Source organism: Pontibacter chinhatensis, assembly GCF_900113285.1.
Taxonomy (GTDB): Bacteria; Bacteroidota; Bacteroidia; order Cytophagales; family Hymenobacteraceae; genus Pontibacter; species Pontibacter chinhatensis.
On record NZ_FOOT01000001.1, the window covers coordinates 47,218 to 71,330 of the forward strand.

Annotated in this window: 19 protein-coding genes; 11 read left to right on the forward strand and 8 right to left on the reverse strand. The window is 50.3% G+C overall.

Annotated elements, in window-relative coordinates:
• The first annotated feature begins 471 nt into the window (after positions 1–471).
• The 4 genes from hisH to hisIE all read left to right on the forward strand — a co-directional run bounded on the left by hisH (position 472) and on the right by hisIE (position 3,366).
• Positions 472–1,053 carry an imidazole glycerol phosphate synthase subunit HisH gene (gene hisH / locus BM040_RS00190; protein ID WP_092097869.1) on the forward strand — a complete coding sequence of 194 codons (582 nt, stop codon included), beginning with the start codon at positions 472–474 and terminating at the stop codon, positions 1,051–1,053.
• Entirely contained in the window at positions 1,050–1,772 is a 723-nt protein-coding gene (hisA, locus tag BM040_RS00195) for a 1-(5-phosphoribosyl)-5-[(5-phosphoribosylamino)methylideneamino]imidazole-4-carboxamide isomerase (RefSeq protein ID WP_092097871.1), read from the forward strand. Before hisH ends, hisA begins: the two co-directional genes overlap by 4 nt.
• On the forward strand, positions 1,766–2,524 hold the full coding sequence (gene hisF / locus BM040_RS00200; protein WP_092097873.1) for an imidazole glycerol phosphate synthase subunit HisF: 759 nt from the start codon (positions 1,766–1,768) through the stop codon (positions 2,522–2,524). The genes hisA and hisF overlap by 7 nt, the downstream gene beginning before the upstream one ends.
• A 236-nt stretch (positions 2,525–2,760) precedes the next feature.
• Positions 2,761–3,366 (forward strand): bifunctional phosphoribosyl-AMP cyclohydrolase/phosphoribosyl-ATP diphosphatase HisIE, encoded by a 606-nt coding sequence (hisIE, locus tag BM040_RS00205; RefSeq protein WP_092097875.1) that lies wholly within the window; start codon positions 2,761–2,763, stop codon positions 3,364–3,366.
• Positions 3,367–3,416: 50 nt separating this feature from the next.
• Here hisIE and BM040_RS00210 read toward each other — a convergent pair whose 3' ends face one another.
• A complete protein-coding gene (locus BM040_RS00210) occupies positions 3,417–4,289 on the reverse strand; it encodes an alpha/beta fold hydrolase (RefSeq protein ID WP_092097877.1) in 873 nt (290 codons plus the stop codon).
• Between the two features lie 176 nt (positions 4,290–4,465).
• On the opposite strand from BM040_RS00210, the gene BM040_RS00215 reads away from it, so the two are divergent.
• A complete protein-coding gene (locus BM040_RS00215; protein WP_092097878.1) occupies positions 4,466–6,139 on the forward strand; it encodes a DUF748 domain-containing protein in 1,674 nt (557 codons plus the stop codon).
• A gap of 19 nt (positions 6,140–6,158) precedes the next feature.
• On the opposite strand, the gene alr is transcribed toward BM040_RS00215, so the two are convergent.
• The 5 genes from alr to BM040_RS00240 all read right to left on the reverse strand — a co-directional run bounded on the left by alr (position 6,159) and on the right by BM040_RS00240 (position 15,633).
• Positions 6,159–7,310: an alanine racemase gene (alr, locus tag BM040_RS00220; RefSeq protein WP_092097880.1), complete on the reverse strand. Its 1,152-nt coding sequence runs from the start codon at positions 7,308–7,310 to the stop codon at positions 6,159–6,161.
• A 6-nt stretch (positions 7,311–7,316) separates the two neighbouring features.
• Positions 7,317–8,480: an amidohydrolase gene (locus BM040_RS00225; protein ID WP_092097881.1), complete on the reverse strand. Its 1,164-nt coding sequence runs from the start codon at positions 8,478–8,480 to the stop codon at positions 7,317–7,319.
• 177 nt (positions 8,481–8,657) lie between these two features.
• A complete protein-coding gene (locus tag BM040_RS00230) occupies positions 8,658–12,992 on the reverse strand; it encodes a PAS domain-containing hybrid sensor histidine kinase/response regulator (RefSeq protein ID WP_092097883.1) in 4,335 nt (1,444 codons plus the stop codon).
• Between the two features lie 144 nt (positions 12,993–13,136).
• Entirely contained in the window at positions 13,137–14,495 is a 1,359-nt protein-coding gene (locus tag BM040_RS00235; RefSeq protein ID WP_092097884.1) for a sigma-54-dependent transcriptional regulator, read from the reverse strand.
• 307 nt (positions 14,496–14,802) lie between these two features.
• Complete coding sequence (locus BM040_RS00240; protein WP_175490933.1) at positions 14,803–15,633, reverse strand: DUF1206 domain-containing protein; 831 nt, start codon at positions 15,631–15,633, stop codon at positions 14,803–14,805.
• Positions 15,634–15,876: 243 nt separating this feature from the next.
• Here BM040_RS00240 and BM040_RS00245 point away from each other — a divergent pair, with 243 nt between their 5' ends.
• The gene (locus BM040_RS00245) at positions 15,877–16,464 is read left to right on the forward strand and encodes a DUF4136 domain-containing protein (RefSeq protein ID WP_092097886.1); all 588 of its coding nucleotides are present in this window, start codon (positions 15,877–15,879) and stop codon (positions 16,462–16,464) included.
• 41 nt (positions 16,465–16,505) lie between these two features.
• Here the strand turns inward: BM040_RS00245 and BM040_RS00250 are convergent, their stop codons facing one another.
• Positions 16,506–17,159 carry an HD domain-containing protein gene (locus BM040_RS00250; RefSeq protein WP_092097887.1) on the reverse strand — a complete coding sequence of 218 codons (654 nt, stop codon included), beginning with the start codon at positions 17,157–17,159 and terminating at the stop codon, positions 16,506–16,508.
• Positions 17,160–17,222: 63 nt separating this feature from the next.
• On the reverse strand, positions 17,223–17,684 hold the full coding sequence (locus BM040_RS00255) for a UBA domain-containing protein (protein WP_175490934.1): 462 nt from the start codon (positions 17,682–17,684) through the stop codon (positions 17,223–17,225).
• A gap of 309 nt (positions 17,685–17,993) precedes the next feature.
• Between BM040_RS00255 and BM040_RS00260 the strand changes: the two genes are divergently transcribed.
• The 5 genes from BM040_RS00260 (at position 17,994) to gmd (ending at position 24,113) form a co-directional block, all read left to right on the forward strand.
• Positions 17,994–18,668 carry a DUF481 domain-containing protein gene (locus BM040_RS00260; protein ID WP_175490935.1) on the forward strand — a complete coding sequence of 225 codons (675 nt, stop codon included), beginning with the start codon at positions 17,994–17,996 and terminating at the stop codon, positions 18,666–18,668.
• Between the two features lie 137 nt (positions 18,669–18,805).
• On the forward strand, positions 18,806–19,588 hold the full coding sequence (locus tag BM040_RS00265; RefSeq protein ID WP_092097892.1) for a polysaccharide biosynthesis/export family protein: 783 nt from the start codon (positions 18,806–18,808) through the stop codon (positions 19,586–19,588).
• An 8-nt stretch (positions 19,589–19,596) separates the two neighbouring features.
• Positions 19,597–21,972, forward strand: a complete 2,376-nt coding sequence (locus tag BM040_RS00270; RefSeq protein ID WP_092097894.1) for a GumC family protein — start codon at positions 19,597–19,599, stop codon at positions 21,970–21,972.
• A gap of 37 nt (positions 21,973–22,009) precedes the next feature.
• A complete protein-coding gene (gene fcl, locus BM040_RS00275; RefSeq protein ID WP_092097896.1) occupies positions 22,010–22,945 on the forward strand; it encodes a GDP-L-fucose synthase in 936 nt (311 codons plus the stop codon).
• A gap of 49 nt (positions 22,946–22,994) precedes the next feature.
• Positions 22,995–24,113 (forward strand): GDP-mannose 4,6-dehydratase, encoded by a 1,119-nt coding sequence (gmd, locus tag BM040_RS00280; protein WP_092097897.1) that lies wholly within the window; start codon positions 22,995–22,997, stop codon positions 24,111–24,113.

Sequence of the window (24,113 nt, forward strand, 5' to 3'; positions counted from 1 at the left end):
CGATAAGAGTCAGGCTTTTTTGTTTTCAGCCAAACAAAATGTGATGTTTTTAGACTATATATTTTTTGAGCTGATAAAGTATTCAGTAAAGAATAAAGGAAAGGGCTATAGTTATACTTTACGCCTTGTATACTTCGTGCTCTTTCTCAATTTCATGACGGTATATTTATGTGTTGAACAAGTAATGAAGCGCTTCAACTATAAATTATTTGATGAGGAGCTTTATGCTTTTCTGCTAACCATGGCATTTTCAGGTATTTATACTTTTAGTGCTCATTTAAGGAGAGAACAAATTATCAATAAGCATGATAATGATACTTTTAGTGGATTCACTTTTAATGTGTTATATACCGTTTTCACGCTTATCAGCTTCCTTATTATAATATCAGTCGATAAGTAAATATATAGGACAAATAACATATTTTAAAGCTATACTACTTTATTCATGATCTCTAACTCATAACTAACTAAATGAACCTGGTTATAGTTGATTATAAGGCCGGTAATGTGCAGTCGGTGCAGTTTGCGCTGGAGCGGCTGGGCGTGCAGGCCACGCTCAGCGCGGATGCTGAAACCATTAAGGCCGCCGATAAGGTGATTTTTCCGGGGGTAGGGCAGGCGGCCTCGGCCATGGCGCAGCTGAAGGCCCGAAACCTGGACAAGCTTTTGCCTACATTGGAGCAGCCGTTTTTTGGGGTTTGCCTGGGCATGCAGCTGCTTTGCCAGCACTCCGAAGAGGGCGATACCGACCTGCTCAACATCATTCCCCTGCCGGTAAAACATTTCGAGACCGACCTGAAAGTGCCGCACATGGGCTGGAACCAGCTGGAGCAGCTGACTTCGCCGTTGTTCGAGGGGCTGGAGGAGCAAGACTACGTCTACTACGTGCACAGCTACTATGTGCCGGTGAGCGAATACACCATTGCCCAAACCTCGTACCCGGCGCCCTTTTCGGCTGCCTTACAGTATAAAAACTTCTACGCCGCGCAGTTTCACCCCGAGAAGAGCGGGCCTGCCGGTTCACAAATCCTGAAAAACTTCCTTGCCTTATGATGGAGATTATCCCTGCCATAGACATAATTGGCGGACAGTGTGTGCGTCTGACTGAAGGCGATTTTGCGCAGCAAACCACCTACGATAGCAACCCGCTGGAGGTAGCCAAACGCTTCGAAGCCAGTGGCATCAAGCGGCTGCACCTGGTAGACTTGGACGGCGCCCGTGCGAAGAAGCCCGTAAACGTGGCTGTGCTGGAACGTATAGCTGCCAACACAAACCTGACCATTGACTTTGGCGGTGGCCTGCAGTCGGATGAAGCGGTGAAGCAGGCCTTTGATGCGGGGGCAGCGCAAATTACTGCCGGAAGTATCGCCGTGCGCGAGCCGGAAACGGTAAAGAGCTGGCTTCTAAAGTATGGTCCGGAGAAAATCATCATCGGGGCAGATTTTAAGGGCACCAACATCGCCATCTCCGCCTGGACCGAGGAGAGTAAATACCCGCTGCAGGATTTTATTTCCGGCTACGTGCAGACAGGGGCAAAGCTGTTTATTTGTACTGACGTGAGCAAGGACGGTAAATTGCAGGGCCCATCACTCAACACTTACCGCCACCTGAAGCTTACCTTGCCTGAAGCCGGTATTATTGCCAGTGGCGGCGTCACGACTGTAGACGACCTGGAGCAGCTGCAGGAAATCGGCGTAAAAGGAGCCATCATTGGCAAAGCCATTTATGAGGGTACTATTGCCTTAAAAGATTTAGTGCGATTCTTATGTTAACTAAACGAATCATTCCCTGCCTGGACATTAAAGATGGCCGCACTGTAAAAGGGGTACAGTTCGAGAATATCCGCGACGCCGGCGACCCGGTGGAACTGGCCAAGTGGTATGCCGAGCAAGGGGCCGACGAGTTGGTGTTCCTCGACATCACTGCCACCAATGAAGGCCGCAAAACCTTTGCCCAACTGGTGCGCGACATTGCCCGTCACATCGACATTCCGTTTACTGTGGGGGGTGGCATTAGCTCGGTGGCCGATGTGGAGGTGCTGTTGCAGAACGGCGCCGACAAGGTTTCGGTGAACTCCTCGGCGATTAAAAACCCGCAGCTAGTGGAAGAACTGGCCACGCACTTTGGCAGCCAATGCGTGACTGTGGCGATTGATACCAAGTATAAAGAGGAGACCGGCTGGAAAGTATACACCCGCGCCGGCACCATTGAAACCGAGCATCAAACGGTGGATTGGGCAAAGCAGGTAGTGGAGTTAGGGGCCGGCGAGCTGTTGCTGACAAGTATGAACAATGATGGTACCAAGGCGGGTTTTGCGCTGGATATTACCAGCGAGGTAGCCCAGGCCGTATCCGTTCCGGTGATTGCCTCAGGCGGTGCCGGAAGTATGGAGCACTTTGCCGATGCCTTCCTGAAAGCCCATGCCGATGCAGCGCTGGCCGCCAGCCTGTTTCACTTCCGCGAGCTGGCCATCCCAGACCTGAAGAATTACCTGAAAGCGCAGGGCGTGGCCGTGCGGATTTAATTTTGGACCAGGATTTTCAGGATTAGAAAGGATTAACTGGATTTATATTTATTCTGACGCCGGAATCTTTTCGGTGACTACGGGTGGGGGTGAGTCTCCAGACTCACTTTTTAGAAGTATAAAAGCGAGTCTGGAGACTCGCACGCACGAAGCGTCACCGGCTGGATGCCGGCGCCAGGTATTTATACTTATACTTCATAAACTTTCTAACTCTCTAACTTTTTAACTCTCTAACTATGTTAGATTTCGATAAAGCCGGCGGTCTGTTACCCGCCGTGATACAGGATAATACTACTGGCCAGGTGCTGATGCTGGGCTATATGAACCAGGAGGCGCTGGACAAGACAAGGCAGCAGGGGCTGGTGACGTTTTTCTCCCGCTCCAAAAACCGCCTCTGGACCAAGGGCGAAACATCCGGAAACACCCTACAGGTGGTCAGTATAGCCGGAGACTGCGATAACGATTCGCTGCTCATCAAAGTTAATCCGAATGGCCCGACCTGCCATACCGGTAGCACCAGCTGCTTTGGAGAGGAGGAAGCTGCCACTCGCATAAAGGCCATTCAGTTTATCGCGCAGCTGGAACAGGTGATTCAGGAGCGTAAGGCCAGCCCGGCGGAGGGCTCTTATACGAACTTCCTGTTTGAGAAGGGCGTGAACAAAATAGCCCAGAAAGTAGGGGAGGAAGCTGTAGAAACCGTTATTGACGCTGTAGCCGGAAAGCTGGATACGATGAAGGGCGAGGCGGCTGACTTGATTTACCACTTGCTCGTATTGCTGGCGGCAACCGGTTTAGAGCTTAAAGATGTGGTAGCAGTACTGCAGGAGCGCCACCAGAAGTAGCCGTTTAGCCTGGCATTCAACCTGCCGGCGGTTTTATACTTCCGGCAGGTTTATACCTTGTTTTGAGTAACAAAGTCGCGGATGGCATCTGCTACTTCGCCGCCGCGCTCCTCCTGCACAAAATGGCCAGCTTTATACCTGATGGTTTTGGATTCTGGGAACGCCTGCTGCCATTTGTCCAGGAAATGTACAGGCAGTAGTTTGTCTTTTTCGCCCCACAGGAACAGCTTGTTTATACTTTTCAGCTTATCGCGCTGCTGCCACAGCTCGTTGAAGTATGGATTCGAGTCATGCAGGGCTTTGGCAAAGGCCCAGGTTCCCAAGCGGCGGGAAGCAGAGGAGAGCGGCTTTTGGTAATGCAACTTGATGTCCTTGGTCAGGTGTTTGCCCTCGTGGTAGCCCTGCCGCAGCAATACATTAGCCGAGAACCCTAGCTGCAAGTATAAAAACCGGCCAATACTACCGGCCATAAACCGACTTACCTTCATAACCCTTGCTTCCTCTTCCAGGCTCCACATCCAGGTGTTCAGGATAACGAGGTTTCTTACATTCTCCGGGTGGCGCAATGCATAGCGTAACCCTATCGGTCCGCCGAAATCGTGCACGACCAGCGTGATGTTCTTCAGCTGCAAGTGGTTTATAAGCTTTTCCAGGTTATCGGCGTGTGCCTCTGGTGTATAAGCAAAGTCAGCCGGCTTATCAGAAAGCCCAAATCCCAGATGGTCCGGCGCGATGCAACGGAAATTCCGGCTTAAAGCCTTTATTTGCTGTCGCCACAAAAATGACCAGGTGGGCGTGCCATGGACAAACACGATTGGTTCCCCGGTCCCTTCATCCACATAATGCATTGTGCTGCCGCTAACTTCAAAAGGATGGGGTGCGAAAGGATAGAGCAAACGGTCGAGCCACTTCGGAGATTTCATATTTTTGCGTTTCTGTGGATGAGCAAATAAGTATAAATATAGACGAAACTTATAATACGATCACAAAAGGTAGCCGGCGGACCAGCAAAATTATACCTGGGTTTATACTTTGGCAAAGGAGTATACAAAGCGCTCCGGTAAAAATTCACGTATGGTAGTCTAAATCATACTTCCGCATGTACGACATCCGCACCGAAAAATCTCCCAAGGTAAATAAATGGCTTAAAGTGGCCGCTTGGGTAACAGGAGCAGCGCTTATACTTTTTGTAGGATTATTCTTTTTCACCATCTGGCTGGAACAGAAGGTAGAGCGTATGGTGACTGAACAATCTAAGGGAGTCTATAAACTGCAACTGCATGGGCTGAAGTTATCCCCCTTTCTGGGAAATTTAGCCGCGGACAGTGTGCTCCTGCAACCCGATTATACTAAATGGAAGGAGCTGAGCCAGCAGGGGCAGGAGGTGCCCCGGGTACTGCTCGACCTGCGCACCGGTCCGGTATATCTCCGCGACCTAAGTCATATAAAGGCCCTTTTTGAGCGGCAGGTGCAGCTGGCGGAGCTGGAAGTGCAGAAGCCTGTTTTGCTGTTGTCGGTGATGCGGCCTGATACCACTACCTCTCATCTGGCCTTGCACGAAACGGCTAAAGGCTTTTTAAAGGGGCTGGCCATCGGGAACATCAAAGTACAGCAGGCGAGTATGTTTTACCGCCGCGGAGCAACAACCGACACCCTTTCCTCTGTACGCGACTTCCAGCTTGCTGTAGATGATTTCAGGTTGGATAGCGCTTCTTTTGCGGCAAAAGACAGGGCCTACTATGCGAGAAGGCACAAACTGACTGCTGCTAACTCGCACCTGCTGCTCTCCGACGAACTCTATAAGCTTAGCACGGATTCACTCCACATCGATACACAATCCGGGGAGGTGGGGCTGCAACAGGTTAAGATTACGCCGCTGGCTGAACCCGCAGCTATGGCACGCGCCAAAGGGGAGGCCGTGACACACCAGGAGGCAGCGGCGGAACTTCTAACACTAAGAGGAGTTGATTTTGGGGAACACTCCCGCACCAATAAAGTACATATCAAGCATGCGTTGCTGCAAACTCCCACGCTGACTGCCTTTAAAGACAAGCAGAACTTCCGGGACAAGGGCACCAAAAAACTACCGCATGAGATGGCGCAAAGTATAAAAACCCCGTTCCGGATAGACTCTATAGAAGTAAGGAGCGGGTACATCCGCTACGCGGAACTGGTGCCAGAGGCTGAGGAGCGGGGCCATATCGCCTTTCACCATATCAATGCACTGATTACAAACCTGTCTAATATGCCAGAGCAGGTAACAATTAAGGAACCTGCGGTTATTCAGGCTAAAACCAGGGTGATGGACCGTGCGGATCTGGATGTAACCATTCGCTTGCCGCTGCTGCACGATGCGGGTTACCACACGATTGAGGGCACCATTGGAGAGACAAACCTGCAGCTATTGAATCCGATCCTGATTCCCACGTCGTTTGTGAAGCTGGAAAGCGGGCAGGTGAGGAGCGGTAATTTTAGGGCTGAGTTGAGTCAGGCGGCTGCTAACGGAAGTATGACGCTTATTTACAACAATTTAAAGGTAGAGCTATTAAGCAAAGATGCAGATAAAGACCAGAGCTTTGGGAAGAAAGTACTCTCTAAGTTGGCCAACAAAGTGGCTATAAAGGAGAGCAACCCAAGCAAAGGGGAAGAGCCGCGCGTCGGCGAGATTTCTGTTTCCCGGGATCCACAGAAGTCGGTTTTTAACTATTGGAAAGAGTGCCTGAGCAGCGGGTTTTTGTCGAGTATGGGGTTGGATGGTATGGCTGAGAAATAGCTTTAAGTATAAAAGTATATTACTCTATCACGTGGCGGGGTATATTCAGCGGCAGGCGCGTGAGTAACTCATAGTTCAGCTGCGTGCTAAGCTCCCCAAATGAGGCCACGGTTATACTTTCCTCACCCTGTTTGCCCAGCAGCACCACCTCGTCGTCTTTCCCCACATCCGGTATGTCCGTTACGTCTACCATCATCACGTTCATGTTCACGGTGCCTACTACGGCTGCGCGTGTGCCCTTTACCAATACCTGCCCCTGGTTGCTGAGGGAACGGCTGTAGCCCCAGGCATACCCCACGGGCACGATGGCTAAAACCATATCGCGCGGCGCCTGAAACGAGGTGCCGTAGCCAATATACTCACCCTTAGGCACGCTTTTAAGGCTCATGATGCGGCTTTTCCAGTTAACGAGGCGCTGCAGCGGGTCTTTTTTTCCCTCCTGCTGGCTGATGTACCGGCTATAGGTTTCGGGGCTGGGCCAGAGACCATACTGCATGATGCCCACGCGCACCATGTCCATGCGGGTATCGGGATAGGAGATCATGGCGGCAGAGCAAGCCGTGTGGCGCTGGTTGGGCAGGTGCCCGGCCTGCTGCAAACGTGCTACCTGCCGGTTATACTTTTGCAGCTGCCGCAACACCCGCTCATGGTTCTGCATGCTTTCTGCGCCGGCAAAGTGGGTGCAGATGCCTTGTAATTCCAGCTCGGTTCGGTGGCTGGCGAGGAATGTTTCTGCGCGAGCCAGCGCGGCTTTGTCGAAACCGGTGCGGTACATGCCGGTTTCCAGCTCGAGGTGTATTTTGGCGCGTTTCCTCAGTTTTCTGGCCCTAGCCGCGGCTTCCTGCAGCCTATCCAGCTCAAACACAAAAAATTCCATGTCGTGACGGATGGCCCACTCCAACTCAGGGTTGTCCAAGTAGCCCATAATCAGGATAGTGGAGGGCCGGGGGATGGATTTGAGCAGGCGGTCGGCCTCATCCGCACTAAAGACAGAGAAATGATTGATGCCACAGGCCTGCGCCAGCGGGGTAAACTGCTCGATGCCATGGCCGTAGGCGTTCCCTTTCACCACTGATGACAGCAGAACGTCAGGGCCAATTTCGCTTCGGATGAAATCGATGTTGTTTTGAAGTGCTGATTTACTTATTTCGATGTAAGAGCTATGCAGCATAGGTTTTTATGGCTGGATGATCTGCCTCACAATTTGGTAGAACATGGTGGCTCCGGTTGGAATTAACTCATCCGGGAAGTTATAGTTGGCGTGGTGCAGCTGCGGCTGCGTCGTTCCAGCCCCGAGTCCGAAGAGGGCGCCTTTATACTTCCCTGTAAAATGCCCGAAATCCTCCGACCATCTGAAAGGCTGTGCCGTTTCCTGCACGTCTAGCCCCAGTTCTTCAGCGGCCTGTCGTACCAGTTCCAAAGCCGATCCATCATTTACGGTAGCCGGAAACTCTTCTACAAAGTTGATTTTATACTTCAGATTATACTTTTGGGAGATACGCTGCACTTGCTCCTCTGTTAGGGTTTTCAGCTTTTGCAGATCAGCGCTGAGGTAGGAGCGGAGGGTAGCCATCACCGTGCCGTAGCCAGGGTTAGTACCGAAGGCCACTTCTCCCAGCCGCGCGTGCACTACTGTCAGGAGCGTGAGGTCTTCAAAATGCGTTTTCTGACGGATAAGGTCGTTAAATGAAAGTATAATTTCGGCCATGGCCTCACCAGGGTTTAACCCGTTCTCCGGCTCTGCGGCGTGGGAGGGGTATCCCTGCAATTCCACGATCATCCCTGTGGAGGCCGAAGCAAATACCTGCTCCCGCACTACTACCTGGTGCAGCGGCCAGCCGGGTAGGTTGTGCAAGGCAAAAACGAAATCCGGCTGCAGGGCCAGTAACCGTTCATCCTGCAGCACGTCCCGGGCGCCGGCGCCCGTTTCCTCAGCCGGCTGAAAGAGCAGCAACACGCGTCCTCTGGCCGGTTTATACTTGTGCAGCAAACTAGCCAATCCTAAAAGTATAGCCATGTGCCCATCGTGCCCGCAGAGGTGCGCCACATCTTTAACCGCCGAAGTATAAGCCAAGTCCGGATTGTCCTCTGAGATGGGCAGGGCGTCTAGTTCAGACCTGAAAAGTATGGTTGGACCGTTCTCCGGTGCATCGCCCTCAAAAACTGCGACAAGGCCTGTGCCGCCCAGCTGTGTCAGTATGTTAGTGGGCTTGTACTGCTGCAGCTGTTCCAGGATTCGTGCTGCGGTAGCTTCCTCAGCGCCGGAAAGCTCAGGGTAGCGGTGAAGTGTCTGGCGAAATGCAGTCAGAGAACTCAGGTCGGGGAGGGTAGATGTTTCCATATTGGTATCATTTCAGGACAAGGAAGTTACTAAAACTTAGCCACACACAGCTTTACGTTGCTCGGTAAATTAAAAAGCCGTCAGTTGCTGGCACGACGGCTTTTAATTATAACGTAACCAACGCAAGTAATTATCTACTTTCAACGCAAACAGGGCATTTTGAGCAACTTCTGAAAACTACTCTCCCGCCAGCGAATCCTGTAGCTGAACCAGCACCCGGTTCAGAATATCTGTCAGGCAGTTGATATCTACTTTAATGGCCTCCACGTTCTCCTGCTTTTTCGCGTTTTCCTCTATCCGGCGCACCACTTCCTTCGCGCTTGCTATACGCAGCGTGTCGATGGTAGACTTTATCTTGTGCGCCGCCGCGCTAACCCCCTGCCAATCAGATCTGTCTCGGCATTGGCGCATATCTTGCAAGGTGACGGGCACTGTCTCGATAAACAGCAGCTTTGTGCGTTTGATAAACGCTTTGTTGCCGCGTGCTATTTTCTCCAGCACCGCCAGATCGTAGAGCTGTACAGGATTTATACTTTCTGAAGTAGCTGGAGTTTCTGGCTCAGGAGTAGTAGCTGGTTTATTGTTTCGGATCAGCGCCTCAATCTTCCGGAACAACTTGGCCTCCTCAAAAGGCTTTGAAATATAGTCATCCATGCCTGAGGCAAGATACTTCTCCGAGTCGCCCTTAATGGCGTTGGCCGTCATGGCAATAATCGGCGTATGGGCTTTGACGGGGTCCTCTAACTTCCGAATGGCTTCCGTAGCGTCTGTTCCGCTCAGCTCCGGCATCTGGATGTCCATCAGGATGATGTCATACCGGTTCTTTTCCACCAGTTCTAGCGCGTCCATCCCGTTGTAAGCTACGGTCACCTCAGCACCCCATCCCTCCAGGATAGACTTGGCAAGAAAAACGTTTACCTCATTATCCTCGGCCAGTAACACCTGTATAGGCCCCAGGCTCTTGTAATCGATATTGTCTTCGCGTACCTCCTGGTATACTTCTTTCGACTTAGGGTAGGTAAGCACAAATTTAAAGGTGCTTCCCTTGCCTTCTTTACTCTCCACCCAAATGCGGCCGTTCTGCATCTCGATGAGCGTTTTGGAGATACTCAGGCCGAGGCCGGTCCCCCCATACTTTCTGGTGGTGCTGGAGTAGGCCTGGCTGAAGCCCTCGAAGATGTATTCCATTTTAGAAGGCGGAATGCCGATGCCGGTATCCGCTACAGCAAACTCTACTGTAATATTGTCTTCAGTCTCATCCAGCACCTGGCAGGAGAGGGTCACGCTGCCTTCCTGGGTAAACTTAATGGCGTTGCTCAGCAGGTTCAGGAGCACCTGGTTCAGGCGATACGGATCTCCTATTACAATAGGAGGATGCTGGTCGTCAGGTTTATACGCATAGGCAATTTCTTTCTCCTCTGCCTTGTAGATGAAGTTTTTAAAGGCCATCTGCACAGTATCGCACAGACTAAACGGAATCTGTTCCAGCTCCATTTTGCCGGACTCTATCTTGGCAATGTCCAGGATGTCGTTAATGATAACCAGCAGGTTGTCTGCCGACTGCGTGATAATATCCAGGTAGTTTTGTTGCTCGTCCGTCAGCTGCGTTTTCTTCAGCAAGCCAGCCATACCCAAAATGCCATTCATCGGGGTGCGGATTTCGTGGCTCATGTTGGCCAGGAAGTTCTCTTTCACGCGCGCCGACTCCTCTGCCGCTTCCTTGGCCTTTTTCAGTTCCCGCTCCGTGCGGAGTCGGTCGGTGATGTCCTGCGCAATTCCGATAACGTAGGGAGGCTGGTTGGGCTCCTCTACTTTATAGTTTTTGTAGTACAGGTGGCGGATATCTTTTTCCTTGCTCAGGAGCGGGAGAATGCCATCTACCAGTTTAGCCTGACTGATTGCTCTCAGATAATCTTTGTAGACGTTGCTGCTGTCCCTTGAAATGAACTCAGCTAAATTGTGTCCTACCATCTCCTCGGTGGTATAGCCCAGCATTTGCAGCAAGTATGGGTTTACCGACTGTATATTCCCTTCCAGATCGTGGGTGCAGATAAAAGCCGGGCTGTAGTTGATCAGGTCGCGGTACCTTTTTTCGCTGCTCCTAAGGGCCTCGTTAGCTGCGCGACGCTGGGTGATGTTGCGTATCGATGACTGTAGCTTCACCGGATTTCCAGCTTCATCCAGGATAGGCCGCACATTGCTCTCCACCCAAAGCTCGTTGCCATCGTGGCGTAAGAGCCGGTGCTGCAGGGTGATGTACTGCTTGTGCTTCAGGGCCTCATAGCAGACTTGCTCTTTCAGGTGCTCCAGGTCATCGGGGTGCACCACCTCGTGCAGTTGCAGCTGCAGTATTTCCTCCTGGGTATACCCCAGAATTTCCTCCACCGCCTTGGAAACATAGATGTAGCTGCCATCCAGGTGGTGCAGGCTCACCATGTCTTTTGAGTTTTCGGATAGTAGCCGGTGCAGTTCCTCGCTCTCCTGCAGGCGTCTGTCCGCCAGGCGCTGCTCGGTTACGTTGTTGGAAACGCCCAGCATGTTTACGCTTCCATCGCTGGTGATAAGGGGCTTTTTCACGGTGTTAAACCACTGCGGATCCCCGTCCGGCTGGCTATAGCACTCCTGTAGCCTTACTTCTTTCAGCTCCTGAACAACACGCAGGTCTGATTCCAGGTAAAGTTCGGCCTCCTCTCTGTACGGATGAAAGTCGGTTATTTTCTTGCCTATCAGTTCTTCCAGCGGCTTATTAAACAGTCGGGCATACTCCTGGTTGGCCATCACAATCCTGCCCTCTGCATCTTTTACATAAATAAGGCTGGAGCTTGTGTTAAGAACCTGCCGGATCAACTCGTTTTTCTCTTTTATCTCCAGCGCTGCCTTTTTCTCCTCGGTTAGCTCGCGCACAATCGTGAGCACCTCGTTGTCATTATACTTCAGGATTCGACCTTCGTAATAATGCAGCCCGTCCGGGAATTCAAGTTCGTAGTCTATACTTTCATGATGGCCGGTTTCGATCACCTTCTGAACAAGCGACACATATCTTTCAGCCAGGACCTTTGGCAAGAGCTCTGAAACGTGGCTGCCAATCACCTTGTGTTTTGGAAACAGTAAACGTTCCTGACGCTCGTTCTGCATCCCCTGGTAGCGGCCATCTTTGTCGATGATGAGCATCAGGTCTGGGATAGCGGCAAGTATGGCACTGTTTTTTTTCTCGCTGGCCAGCATTTGTTCCTGGGCCTGGCGCAGCTCCGTGATATTCATGCCATGCCCGATGATTAGCTCCACGTCGCCCTGCTGGTTTAGGACGGGGTTCAGTCTGCGGATGTGGTAGGATTCTTCACCTTCCCGGGTCTGCATTTTTTCCTCAAACTCCGAGTACTGCTTTTTCTCGAGCACGCTTCGGAGGGCTTCGGAGCGGCGTTTCATACGTTCCGCCGGAATGTTGCGGAAGCGGCTGTAATCTTCGTTCGTTTTGCCGATTAGCCAATGCCGCATTTCCTTGTCCATGACGGCTGCCGGGTTCACAAAGAGGTACTCCAGGCGGTTGTTGTAAACAGCTATGTCGGAGGGGATGTGGTTGAGGATAGCTTCGTAAAAATCCTTCTGGTGTTGCAGCTCAAGGCTTTGTTGCCGGATCTGCGTGACATCCTCTGCCGAGCCGATAACAAGTTTTACCTGCCCGTTTTCTTTGCGCTTGTACACACTCTCGCGGCAGAAAAGGTTTCTTACGCTTCGGTCCTTCTTATGCACCAGGTACTCTACTTCCAGCACTTCGCCATCACGAGCGCCCAGCATTCGCTGTGTGTGCTCCTTTATCCTATGCTGGTGCTCAGGAACAACAATATGTTTGAATATCTGCCCCTCCATCTCGGCTATATCCATGACGCTATAGCCAAGTGCCGACATGATCTGCTCGTTTATGTAAATGCAGCTATTCCCCTCCATCTGATAGATATAAACGATGTTAGGAATAGTGTGGGCGATGTTCCGGAGGAGGCTTTGGCTTTCCAGCAGGGCTGATTCTGCCTTGCGTCTCTCCGTAAAATCGGTCATGTACAGGTTGAAGTATCCTCTTTTGGCAACCGGATAGAAAAGTACGTGGTAGTAGCGGCCGGAAATGCAGATATCAAAAGAGGCAGACCTGTTACTGTGTCTCTTCTCCACCCGCCGGATGTGCATCAGCAATAATCGGCGGAGGCCATGCAGCCGCTGCCTGATCACGCCATACATGAAATCCTGCGCAGCCAGGTTGGCCGAAAGAATTTCTCCTGTAAAGCTCAGTCGTAATACCGGGCTGGGATACTCGTCCTGCACCTCGGCATGCAGTTTTTGCCACTCAGGTTCCCCAGCGGCGGCCTGGTCTGGGTAAAGTATGCGGTCACGGCCCTCAGGTTGCAGCTGCTGCTTTAGCTGCGCAATCTCAGACTGCTGGCTTTGCAAAAGTGCTTCGGCAGCCTTCCGGGCCTTTTTTTCCTCCTCTAACTGCCTCAGCAGCTCCTCATATTGTACCATATACAGGGGATAGTTGCCTAACCGAAGAGTGACGGCAGGCTATCATGCTTAGTAAGCTATACTTTGTATACTTTACTATTTTGTGGCAAAAGTAGCAGTACTTTACTGGATAAAGTATGACAAAGCGCAGGTTTTATACTTTGACTATTTAGATACTAGTTCCTTGTTTTGGAGCATCCGGTAAATGGTGGATTTGCCGACGTCCAGCTTCTCTGCCACCAGCAGCACATTATGGTCATACTTGTTCAGGAAGCGCTGGATGATTTCGGTAGTGTACTCGCGCAGTGTTCGCTCCTTAGCCAGGAAATCGACCTCTCTGTTGCTGACCGTCAGGTTAATGTCGTGCGGCATGATAATATTGTCGTCAGCCATCACGACGGCCAGTTCCACCAAGGCCTTCAGCTCACGCACGTTTCCGGGGTAAGCGTGGGAGAGGAGTTTTTCCTGCGCCTCCGTGGAAAGTGTCATTTTGCCGAGGCCGTTCTCTTTGGCAAAGGCATCCATAAAGTGCTTGGCCAACACCAGTATATCAGGGCCGCGCTCTCGCAGCGGAGGGAGGTGAATGGGCAGGCCCAGCAAACGGTAATAAAGGTCTTCGCGGAAATTGCCCTTCTTTACTTCCTCCGCCAGGTCTTTGTGGGTGGCTACAATGATACGGGTGTTTACGGGCACCACGCTGTTCCCGCCCACGCGCGTTATTTCCTTTTCCTGCAGCACCCGCAGCAGCTTAGCTTGTAGGCTAATGTCCAGTTCGCCAATTTCATCGAGGAAGATGGTGCCTTTGTTGGCTTCTTCAAACTTGCCCAACCTGCGTGCTATTGCCCCGGTAAATGCGCCTTTTTCATGCCCGAAAAGCTCACTCTCGATAAGTTCGCGCGGGATGGCGGCTACGTTCACGGTCACATAAGGCGATTTCTTTTTTGCGCTGTTGTAGTGTATGGCTTTGGCCACCAGCTCCTTGCCGGTGCCGGTTTCGCCGCTGATGGAAACGGTGATGTTGGTTTTGGCCGCTTTTCCCATCATCGTGAACACCCGCTTCATGGCATCGCTGTTGCCGATGATGAAGTTGCTGAAATCATACTTCTGCCCGATCTCCTCCCGCAACTGGTCAATCTCTTCGCGCAGCGATACGTTTTCACGGATTTTATTGATAGTATTCCAAAGGCGCTCCGGGGTATCCTCGTCTTTTACAATATAATCGTAGGCCCCTTTTTTAAGCAGGTCTACTGCGGTGGCCACGTCGTTCTGCCCGGAGATGATGATGACCTGCGTATCGGGGCTCTGCTCTTTTATCTTGCTCAACACCTCGGCCCCGTTCTTATCGGGCAGCGAGTAGTCGAGTGTTAATACATTCGGGCGCTCGTAGAGGCTGCCAAGGCAATCTTTAGCGGAATGAAATTTCTTAAGTTCGTAATCAGGGTTCAGGGATAGATGATATTCCAGCAGTTCGCTGTACCACACATCATCATCAAGTATAAAGATCTTAAAAGAGCTGTTTTTCATGTAGCAATCAGGTAGTAGCAGGGTACCCGTTTATAAAGATAGCGTGTTGCAATTAGGTTGAAATAATACAACAGACACTTAATCTCTGGTATGGGTGATTTTTGCGCTAAGTAATTGAAATTAACGCGCTTTTGCAAAACAGTAAACTCTTTTTTGAGGATGATATAGGGCCAATGGTAGGCTTTATACTTTCAAGAAAGATTATATTATAAACTAGGTTATATTCACCTGCTGATGGGTGTACATCACGAGCGCCTTCTTAGGAATAGAACTAAGAAGGCGCTCGTGCAGGGATTACCTTTTTTGCCTATGACCTGATAGGCTGGTATTTAGCCCGCAAAAACATAAACACGCCGTAAAAGATAAGCCCGAGGGCCACGGCGCCAAGTATAAATGAGCCATAGGAGGAGTTCTCGAGCAGCGCAAAGGCATCGCTGTTGCCGCCTGCCTCTGAGGCCCTTGATTTGAGGGCGGCTTGCAGTAAGAGGTAGCCAATGAGAAGCCATACTATACCACGGGCCATGTAGCCCAACTTGCCCGCCCGGATGAGCAGGAGCTCTGCCTCGTGCTGCACCCGGCTGGTGTGGACCTCCTTTTTATACTTCTCAGAGAAGCCGTAATAGATTTGGTAAATCCCCGCTGCTATGGTTCCTACGGCAACAATGCCCACCAGCCACTGCCCAAACGGTTGCTCCAGGAGCTTGGCAGTCAGGGTTTCCCGGGAGTCTGTGCCTCCGCCACTGCTGTCGCCAAGCACCATGCGCGCGGCCAGAAAGGCAAACCCGCCATATACCAAGCCGCTAAAAGCATACCGCAAGCGCCTGGCTATGCCTTTGGCATCAGAGCCTTTGTCCTCGGTGTCCTTGATGGCCTGTATAAAACGCCAGATAGCGTAGCACAGCAGTCCAACCGCCGTTAGCCCCAGCAGCACATCGCCGGCAGGCAAGTCCTGTATGGTTCTCAGAACCCCGGAACGCTTTGTATCATCGGTCGACTGCCCGCCGATTTCGAAAGCAGCCATAAAGGCCAGAAGTCCTATCAGGCTATATACTACCCCTTTGGCAGTTAGGCCAAATCGGGCAAAGTTCTCCACCCACTGCGGCGGCGGGCTGGGAACATAAGAAGTAAGATCTGTCATAAGTTTTGTCCATAGTTTATACTCCCGTACACGGATTTGTACTGTTCATGGTTGCTGGCGCTTCCCATACTTTAACGGGTGGCTGGGATCATCTCAAACTAAAGTCGGAACAGTGCAGTATGTGGAACAATGAGGCATTGCATGTCCATCGGTCTTACATGTATACTTTTTATTATATTTGTACATGTACCCGGGCTGGGCTCCTAAGTGAGCTATAGCCTTTGCTTTTATACTTTGAACACTATGAAAAACCTGCTTTCGTCTATACTTGCCTGTCTTTTTATACTTGGAGCTGCAACGCTAACTTCCTGTGTCACAACTTCCGCCTCGTTGGGGGCTAAAGCTATCAAAGCGCCTTATGCGTCAAGTTTGCGCAATGCCAAAACCTTTGCCTGGTACCAGCCCAGCCCGGCAGCCCAGCCGGAGTACCTGAAAGGTTATAAACCGGCTCTGCATGACCATTTGGTGAAGGCGGTGGAGAAGGAGTTGCAGGATCGCGGCTATACGAAGGTGGAGAAAAATCCAGATGTGCTGGTGGCTTACGACGTCAGCGTGTCGGTGCCGGAAGAGAAGGATAAGGCTGAAAACTTCGCATCAGGGTTTGGCTACGGATACGCCTATATGAGCGGTTTTCGCTATACGTATGGCCATGCCGATATGCCCGGCTACCGTAGCGTGGATCTTTTCAAGGAGGGAACCCTGATCATTGATTTGATAAACCCCAGATCGAACATGCTGCTATGGCGCGGATGGGCAGAGGGCGCCATCAACTTTAACGCCGGAGCAGGAGCCGTGGGCAAAAAGGTGGAGGAGGTGTTGGAGCAGTTATAGAGTATAGGGAAAGTATAAATTAGGCTTTGAGAGCGGCTGTATTACCGCTCTCCGTTCCACTCAGCGTAGAACTGATTGAGAAAATCCACCATGTACTGATGCCGTTGCGCGGCCATTTGCCTGGCAGTTTCGGTGTGCATGCGGTCTTTGAGTAGCAGCAGTTTTTCGTAGAAGTGGTTGATGGTAGGGGCAGTGCTGCTTTTATACGCCTCAAAGCTGTCGTGCAGAACAGGTTTTATACTTGGGTTATACATCTCCCGGTTTTTGTGACCCCCGTAGGCAAAAGCACGGGCAATGCCCATGGCCCCGATGGCGTCCAATCGGTCAGCATCCTGCACTACTTTTCCTTCCAGCGTGGGCATATCCGAAGAGGTGCCAGCTCCTTTAAAGGAAAGGTCCCTGATAATGCTGCACACGTGCTCGATGGTTTTCTCCTCTACCTGCTGCTGCTCCAGCCACTCCCGCGCCAGGCGTGGCCCAACGGTTTCGTCCCCGTTGTGAAATTTATGGTCGCCGATGTCGTGCAACAGCGCGGCCAGATCCACGACAAATAAGTCAGCGTTTTCTTTTTTAGCGATCGTTCTGGCGTTGTTACATACTCTAAGCACATGCCACCAGTCGTGCCCCGAGCCTTCGCCGGATAGTTTCTTTTGTACGTACTCCTCCGTTGCTGCTACAATGGAAACAGAATTCATGCTCTTTTATACTTTGTCCGCCTCAAAGCTACAGAAAATCCTTTTGGGAGCATCGAAGAAAAATCAGGCCAAGGCAGGTTCAGGCGTTTTATCGGTCAAAGTATAAACCGGCAGCTGTTCCTCCAGCACATCAGCCCACGTGGTTAAATACAGAACCACATCATTGCGAAGGTTATGCTTCAGGAGCCTGCGGTGTTGTGGCAAACGTGCTGTAACCAGAGGTTGGGAGAGAGCCTCCAGGTGCGCCAGCTCTTCGCGCGTAAAGCCCATGTCCAGCATCTGATCTATGATTTCGTCCATCGGGAGGCAGCTATGCGGGCAGTAGTCCCGGAGTTGTTCCCGCCAGTCGCCGTAGCGCCACATGGCAGCACCGTGTATCTGGCCTTTTGTATATTGGGTGATGGTTTGGGCCAGGTGGCCGCAGTTGCAGCTTCCCATGTGCCCCCATTCATACGTTGCGCCACCTGCCAGCCTTGCAGCAGTCTCACGCAATGCCCTGATAAGTCTGTAAGAGCCCCTTGCCATAGTTTCGATAGTTAAAAAGTATAGAATGGATTTTCAGGAACACGGCTTTTATAAGCGGTTCTGTCTTTGTTCCTTTGTAATATATCCGTCAGAATTTGCTAAATGTTTACCCCACAGCAGAAATTAAAGCTCAAAATCTCCAAGTTGGAAGCTTTTGTTAAAAAATTTTCCTTTGCATTTGCCACGGTAGGTGCTTTGTTATGCCTATTCCCCAAGGGAGCCTCGGCTCAGATTCTGAATATTGAGCGCTCCCGTGTAGATCGCGATTCTGCCGGTTATTTTACGGGGAAGGGAGGGCTAAGCTTTTCGATGTTTAACCGGAACGCTGGCAAGGATAACCCAAACAACTACCTGCAACTGACCTTCAATGGCGATGTAGCCTACATTGCTGAAAAGCATAGCTACCTATTGCTTAACTACTATAATTACCTGCTGGTTAACTATGATTCCAAAGAACTTCGCAATACAGTTGCCAGCACCGGTTACTCCCATTTCAGGGTAAACTTTATGCGCAAGAAAAGGCTTTCCTATGAGGCTTTTACCCAGGTACAGGCGGACAAGGCCAGGGGGCTGGAGCTGCGGACATTGGCAGGTGGGGGCGTCCGCTACCGGTTGCTTTCCGGGGACGACGGCAGTGTATACTTCGGCACGGGCCTGATGCATGAACACGAGGAATGGGAGAATCCGGACATGGAGCAGCAGCTCATTGTGTCCGACCTGTTTAAATCGACAAACTATCTAAGCGGAAAATTAAAGCTTAATGAGCAGGTAAGTACAGAAGGCATTGCTTACTATCAGGTGGGGCACGACAAAACCATAGACAGGTTTAGAAACAGGATAAGCGGAGATATTTCCCTGCAGGTGAAGCTCACGAATGTGTTTTCGTTCAAGACAAATTTCAACTGCGTGTATGAAGATAAGCCTATAGTACCAGTCACTAGGTTCGTTTATTCCATTTCAAACGGCATTCAGGTGCAGTTCTAAGGGGAAACGATAAATATAAATAGACAAAAAACTGCAAGCGGAAACAATAATTTCATAATTTTACCATTTCAGACATTACTATACCTAGAGATTAAATAGCCATTTGGCTTATTTACGAAGTGAGGAATCATAATCCAATGCGCAAAACCCTTATCGCATGGTGGTTCGTTGTAGGATTGGCTCTTTTTGCCTCCTGCGTTCCACAAAAAAAGCTCCTGCTGCTGCAAGAGAACCCTGAAGTGAAAGACCAGGGCAAAGCAGATGAGCTTCTGAAAACATTTGATTTAAAGAAGCCTGTTTATACCCTTAGAACAGGCGATGTCCTTTCCCTTAGAGTACAGTCCACCACTCCACAGGAGTACGACTTCTTGAGTGCTGGTACTACCACTTTTGGCGCAACCGATCCGGTTTTAGACGGCTACACCATTGACGAGGCCGGAGACATTTTGCTACCTGTTGTGGGCAAGATCCGTTTAGGTGGTCTTACTATGCCCGAAGCCAGAGGGGTTGTAACAGAGGCGCTAAAACCTTACCTGGCCAACCCGACCGTTAATTTGCGCCTGCTAACTTTCCGCTATACAATTGTGGGAGAGGTAGGAAATCAGGGGCAGTTTACCACCTATCAGGACAATATTAATGTGGTGGAGGCCATCGCCAATGCCGGCGGCCTAGGCAGCTATGCGAACCGCGGAAAAATTAAACTGATACGCTACGAAGAGGGCCAGGCTAAAATATATGCTTTCAGCCTATTGGATGAGAACACCCTAGCGATGAACAACTTCTACCTCAAACCAGATGATATGATTGTGGTAGATCCGCTGCCTGCCAAGTTCTTCCGGGAGAACGTATTGGGTACCTTCTCACTTGGCTTCGGTTTAATTGCATCCGTTGTACTTCTCTATACTAGACTTTCAAGATAACATATAAGTTGGAATCTACATTCAATCCCGAAGAAAACAGCTTCATAGATTTTAAGGCACTTTTAAACTCCGCCATTTCCAAATGGTATCTGTTTGTCATTGGTGCTGTTATCGCCCTTTCAGCAGCCTGGTTGCTGAACCGGTATACTGTCCCACAGTATGAGGTGTCTTCTTCTGTCATGTTTTCTGGGGATCCTACAAAAGGTGCCTCCGCAGCAGCATTACTCTATGGAACAGAGCTGTTTAAAGGCGCTCAAGGGCTTACTAATGAGTCGATACTTTTAAAGACAAAGTCGTTGGCTCGCCAGACATTAGATAAACTGGACTTCCGTGTCAGCTATTATGTGAAAGGCAATGTGCTGATGTTGGAGGCCTATAAGGGGGAAGCACCTATTCAGGTAACCTTCGATACGACTGCAGCCGCTATTCCCTACAGCGTCATGTTTAAGGTAAGCCTGCAGGATGGGCAGGGGTATAGTTTATCAACTGAAAACCTGAAGTGGAATGACAAGGTAGCAGATAAGTCTTTCAAGTTTGGGCAGTCTTACCTGATCGATGATTTTGCTTTTTCCATTGAGTTATTGAAGCCAGAGGCCTTTAACGGGAATGAGGTCATGTTCTCCATTAACAACCTGGATGATCTTGCCCGAAGGTATGCGTCCAACCTTGCTGTAAAGCCTTATGGTGGCGATGCCTCGGCTCTCGTACTAACCGTAGCTGGCTCTACACCAAAGAAGGATATAGATTACTTGAATGCTCATATGGAGACCTACAGGCAGAATAACCTGGATATAAAAAACTCCAAGGCGGTAGGTACCCTTAGTTTTATTGACCTTCAACTGCAGCAGATTAGTGATTCGTTATACTTCATCGAATCCCGACTGGAGGACTTTAAAAGACGCACAGCGGCAATGGACCTAAGTGCTGCCGGTGCAAAAGTTGCTGGCGAGTTGCAGTCGCTTGAGCAACGGAAGGCAGAGATGCTGTTAACCTCCCGCTATTATGACTACCTCTCCACGTACCTTAGCAAAGAGAACCCTGAAGAAGTTATCCAGGCTCCTGCAACATTGGGCGTTAGCGATCCAGTATTAAATGCTTTGGTTTCGCAATTAGTTTCCATACAAACAGAACTAAGTGTGGCCTCAACTGGCCAGGGGCAGGATAATCCGGGCATTAAATTAAAGCGGCAGCAGCTAAATGAGGTAAGGGCTTCTTTACTCGAGAACCTTAACAGCCTGAAGGATGCAAACCAGATAGCATTGAGAAATCTGGACCAGCGTATAAATACTGCGGCAGCCGAGCTGCAAAAATTGCCTTCTTCAGAAAGACAGCTGATCAACATCCAAAGACTTTATAGCCTGAGTGAAAACCTCTACGTGTTCTTGATGGAGAAGCGTGCTGAGGCCGGAATTGCCAAAGCTGCCAACACCTCGGACGTAACCATTCTTAGAGAGGCCTCTATCACTAACCAGACTGCACCGCTGCCGCTCCGGAATTACGGGATAGCCCTGGCCATTGGACTCGGCCTGCCCTTTGCCCTTATTTTTGTGAAGGAGCTGATGAACAATAAGATTCATACTGTGGAGGATATCGGCAAGTATACCGAGCTACCGCTACTTGGTCTTGTGGGGCATAACAAAAAAGAGGAGAGCCTGCTGGCTAACCTCAGCCCGAAATCTGCACTGGCAGAGGCATTCCGAACTGTCAGGTCCAACCTGAGATACATGACTGGGGTTAATGACGCAACTGCAGACGGCGGAAAGATCATTGTTATCACCTCCTCAATCAGCGGCGAGGGTAAAACCTTCTCTGCTAAAAACCTTGCTTATATTATCTCTATATCAGGGGAGAGGACTCTGCTGGTGAACGCAGATATGCGCAAGCCAAATAACAACACGGATCTGGGTGTGGCGAGCAGCCTTGGACTCAGTAACTACCTTGCGGGGCATGCGACATTGGATGATGTCATCAACACAACTATTCAGGAACACCTGCATGTATTGCCATCGGGCGATATACCGCCTAACCCGTCGGAGTTATTGCTAAGCGGCCGAATGACTGATTTGGTCGCAGAACTGAAGCGTCGCTACGACTATATCATCATGGACACCCCGCCTGTTGGTATACTTTCTGACGGACTGGAACTGATGCAGATTGCGGATGCCAACGTGTTCATGGTGCGGCAGGATTACACTATCCGCGACTTCCTGAAGAATGTGCAGCTACAGTATGAGTCAGGTAAAATTCGTAACACAGCTATACTTTTCAACGACGTCAATTACAAGAAGTTGAACTACGGCTACGGCTACGGGTATGGGTATGGCTACGGGTATTATGCCGAGGATAACGAAACAAAGTCTTGGTGGAAACGAATAAGGGGGTAATTGCCTTATTTCGCTTTTAACTTTCGTGTAATACTTTATGCATAAAGACTCTAAAATTTACGTGGCGGGCCATAGAGGGATGGTTGGCTCTGCCATCGTACGTTCCCTTCAGAATGAGGGATTCACCAATATCATCACCCGCACATCCCAAGAACTTGATCTCAGAAACCAAGGTGCTGTAGAGCACTTTTTTGAAGAAGAAGGGCCGGAGTATGTCTTCCTGGCGGCTGCCAAGGTGGGCGGCATTCACGCTAACAACACCTACCGCGCCGACTTTCTGTATGATAACCTGATGATAGAGGCTAACATCATACATGCCGCCTATAAGCATAAGGTGCAGAAACTGATGTTCCTCGGTTCCTCCTGTATTTATCCTAAAATGGCCCCTCAGCCCTTGAAAGAGGACTACTTGTTGACTGGGCCGCTGGAACCGACAAACGAGCCTTACGCTATTGCTAAAATCACCGGTATCAAACTTTGTGAGTCATATAGGGACCAGTATGGTTGTAACTTTATCAGCGTTATGCCTACTAACTTGTATGGCTACAACGATAACTACGACCTGAATAACTCCCACGTGCTCCCAGCCTTAATCCGGAAGTTCCATGAGGCGAAGGAATCTGGAGCTCCTACCGTAACAGTATGGGGAACTGGTAGTCCGCGCCGTGAGTTCCTTTTCGCCGATGACCTGGCCCAAGCCTGCCTGTTTTTGATGGATCAATATGATGGTCGGGAGCTGGTTAATATTGGCACTGGGGAGGATATTACTATCAAGGACCTGGCGTTGCTGGTAAAAAAGGTAACAGGGTATGAAGGGGAAATTGTGTTTGACACTTCCAAGCCGGACGGCACCCCACGAAAACTGATGGATGTCTCCAAACTGCATTCACTTGGTTTTAAACACTCTACAAACCTGGAAGAAGGAATTGCGTTGGCATACGCAGATTTTAAAAACAAATTTGTAGAAGTATAGTATATATACCCGTTTACTGAAATCTATACTTATTACGAACCCTTTACAGATGAAAACTGCCCTTATTACCGGAGTGACCGGCCAGGACGGAGCGTACCTGGCAGAGTTGCTTCTCAGCAAAGGATATAAAGTGCACGGCATCAAGCGCCGTAGCTCCAGCTTCAACACAGACAGGATCGATCACTTATACCAGGACCCGCACGAAAAGAACATCAACTTTAAGCTGCACTACGGCGACCTGACTGACTCCACAAACCTGATCCGTATTATACAGGAAACGCAGCCAGATGAGATTTATAACCTGGCGGCCATGAGCCACGTGAAGGTGAGCTTCGACACACCTGAGTATACAGCCAACGCTGATGGATTAGGCACGCTGCGCATACTGGAGGCAATCCGTATACTCGGCCTTACTAAGAAAACAAAGGTATACCAGGCTTCTACCTCTGAACTTTATGGCCTGGTGCAGGCTGTACCGCAGTCTGAGACGACGCCATTTTACCCTCGCTCGCCATATGCAGTAGCTAAACTTTACGGCTATTGGATTACGGTGAACTACCGTGAGGCTTACGGCATGTTTGCCTGCAACGGCATCCTGTTTAACCACGAGTCGCCACTCAGAGGCGAAACGTTCGTGACAAGAAAAATCACCCGCGCAGCTGCCCGTATTGGACTGGGCCTTCAGGAAAAGCTATACTTAGGTAACCTGGATGCCAAGCGCGACTGGGGCCATGCTAAAGATTATGTAGAGGCAATGTGGCGCATCCTGCAGCAGGACGAGCCGGAGGACTACGTAATTGCGACGGGTGTAACTACTACCGTGCGCGACTTCGTGAAGATGGCTTTTGGAGAGCTTGGAATTGTGATTGAGTTCAGAGGCGAAGGAGTAGAGGAGAGAGGTTACGTAGCCGCCTGCAACAACCCCGATTACCAGGTGGAAGTTGGCAAAGAGGTAGTGTGCGTTGATCCGAACTACTTCCGTCCGACCGAGGTGGACCTGCTGATAGGGGATGCCACCAAGGCCAAGGAGAAACTTGGCTGGACTCCAAAGTATGACTTGCCAGCTCTGGTGAAAGACATGATGGACTCGGATATTGAGCTGTTCAAGCGTGACAGCTACCTGGTAGAAGGGGGACATAAAGTGTACAACTACCACGAGCTTCAATAA

What these genes read in the sequence shown, in the direction of transcription:
- hisH (WP_092097869.1), top strand. Translation starts at nt 472, where the DNA reads ATGAACCTGGTTATAGTTGATTATAAGGCCGGTAATGTGCAGTCGGTG.
- hisA (WP_092097871.1), top strand. Translation starts at nt 1,050, where the DNA reads ATGATGGAGATTATCCCTGCCATAGACATAATTGGCGGACAGTGTGTG.
- hisF (WP_092097873.1), top strand. Translation starts at nt 1,766, where the DNA reads ATGTTAACTAAACGAATCATTCCCTGCCTGGACATTAAAGATGGCCGC.
- hisIE (WP_092097875.1), top strand. Translation starts at nt 2,761, where the DNA reads ATGTTAGATTTCGATAAAGCCGGCGGTCTGTTACCCGCCGTGATACAG.
- BM040_RS00210 (WP_092097877.1), bottom strand. Translation starts at nt 4,289, where the DNA reads ATGAAATCTCCGAAGTGGCTCGACCGTTTGCTCTATCCTTTCGCACCC.
- BM040_RS00215 (WP_092097878.1), top strand. Translation starts at nt 4,466, where the DNA reads ATGTACGACATCCGCACCGAAAAATCTCCCAAGGTAAATAAATGGCTT.
- alr (WP_092097880.1), bottom strand. Translation starts at nt 7,310, where the DNA reads ATGCTGCATAGCTCTTACATCGAAATAAGTAAATCAGCACTTCAAAAC.
- BM040_RS00225 (WP_092097881.1), bottom strand. Translation starts at nt 8,480, where the DNA reads ATGGAAACATCTACCCTCCCCGACCTGAGTTCTCTGACTGCATTTCGC.
- BM040_RS00230 (WP_092097883.1), bottom strand. Translation starts at nt 12,992, where the DNA reads ATGGTACAATATGAGGAGCTGCTGAGGCAGTTAGAGGAGGAAAAAAAG.
- BM040_RS00235 (WP_092097884.1), bottom strand. Translation starts at nt 14,495, where the DNA reads ATGAAAAACAGCTCTTTTAAGATCTTTATACTTGATGATGATGTGTGG.
- BM040_RS00240 (WP_175490933.1), bottom strand. Translation starts at nt 15,633, where the DNA reads ATGACAGATCTTACTTCTTATGTTCCCAGCCCGCCGCCGCAGTGGGTG.
- BM040_RS00245 (WP_092097886.1), top strand. Translation starts at nt 15,877, where the DNA reads ATGAAAAACCTGCTTTCGTCTATACTTGCCTGTCTTTTTATACTTGGA.
- BM040_RS00250 (WP_092097887.1), bottom strand. Translation starts at nt 17,159, where the DNA reads ATGAATTCTGTTTCCATTGTAGCAGCAACGGAGGAGTACGTACAAAAG.
- BM040_RS00255 (WP_175490934.1), bottom strand. Translation starts at nt 17,684, where the DNA reads ATGGCAAGGGGCTCTTACAGACTTATCAGGGCATTGCGTGAGACTGCT.
- BM040_RS00260 (WP_175490935.1), top strand. Translation starts at nt 17,994, where the DNA reads ATGTTTAACCGGAACGCTGGCAAGGATAACCCAAACAACTACCTGCAA.
- BM040_RS00265 (WP_092097892.1), top strand. Translation starts at nt 18,806, where the DNA reads ATGCGCAAAACCCTTATCGCATGGTGGTTCGTTGTAGGATTGGCTCTT.
- fcl (WP_092097896.1), top strand. Translation starts at nt 22,010, where the DNA reads ATGCATAAAGACTCTAAAATTTACGTGGCGGGCCATAGAGGGATGGTT.
- gmd (WP_092097897.1), top strand. Translation starts at nt 22,995, where the DNA reads ATGAAAACTGCCCTTATTACCGGAGTGACCGGCCAGGACGGAGCGTAC.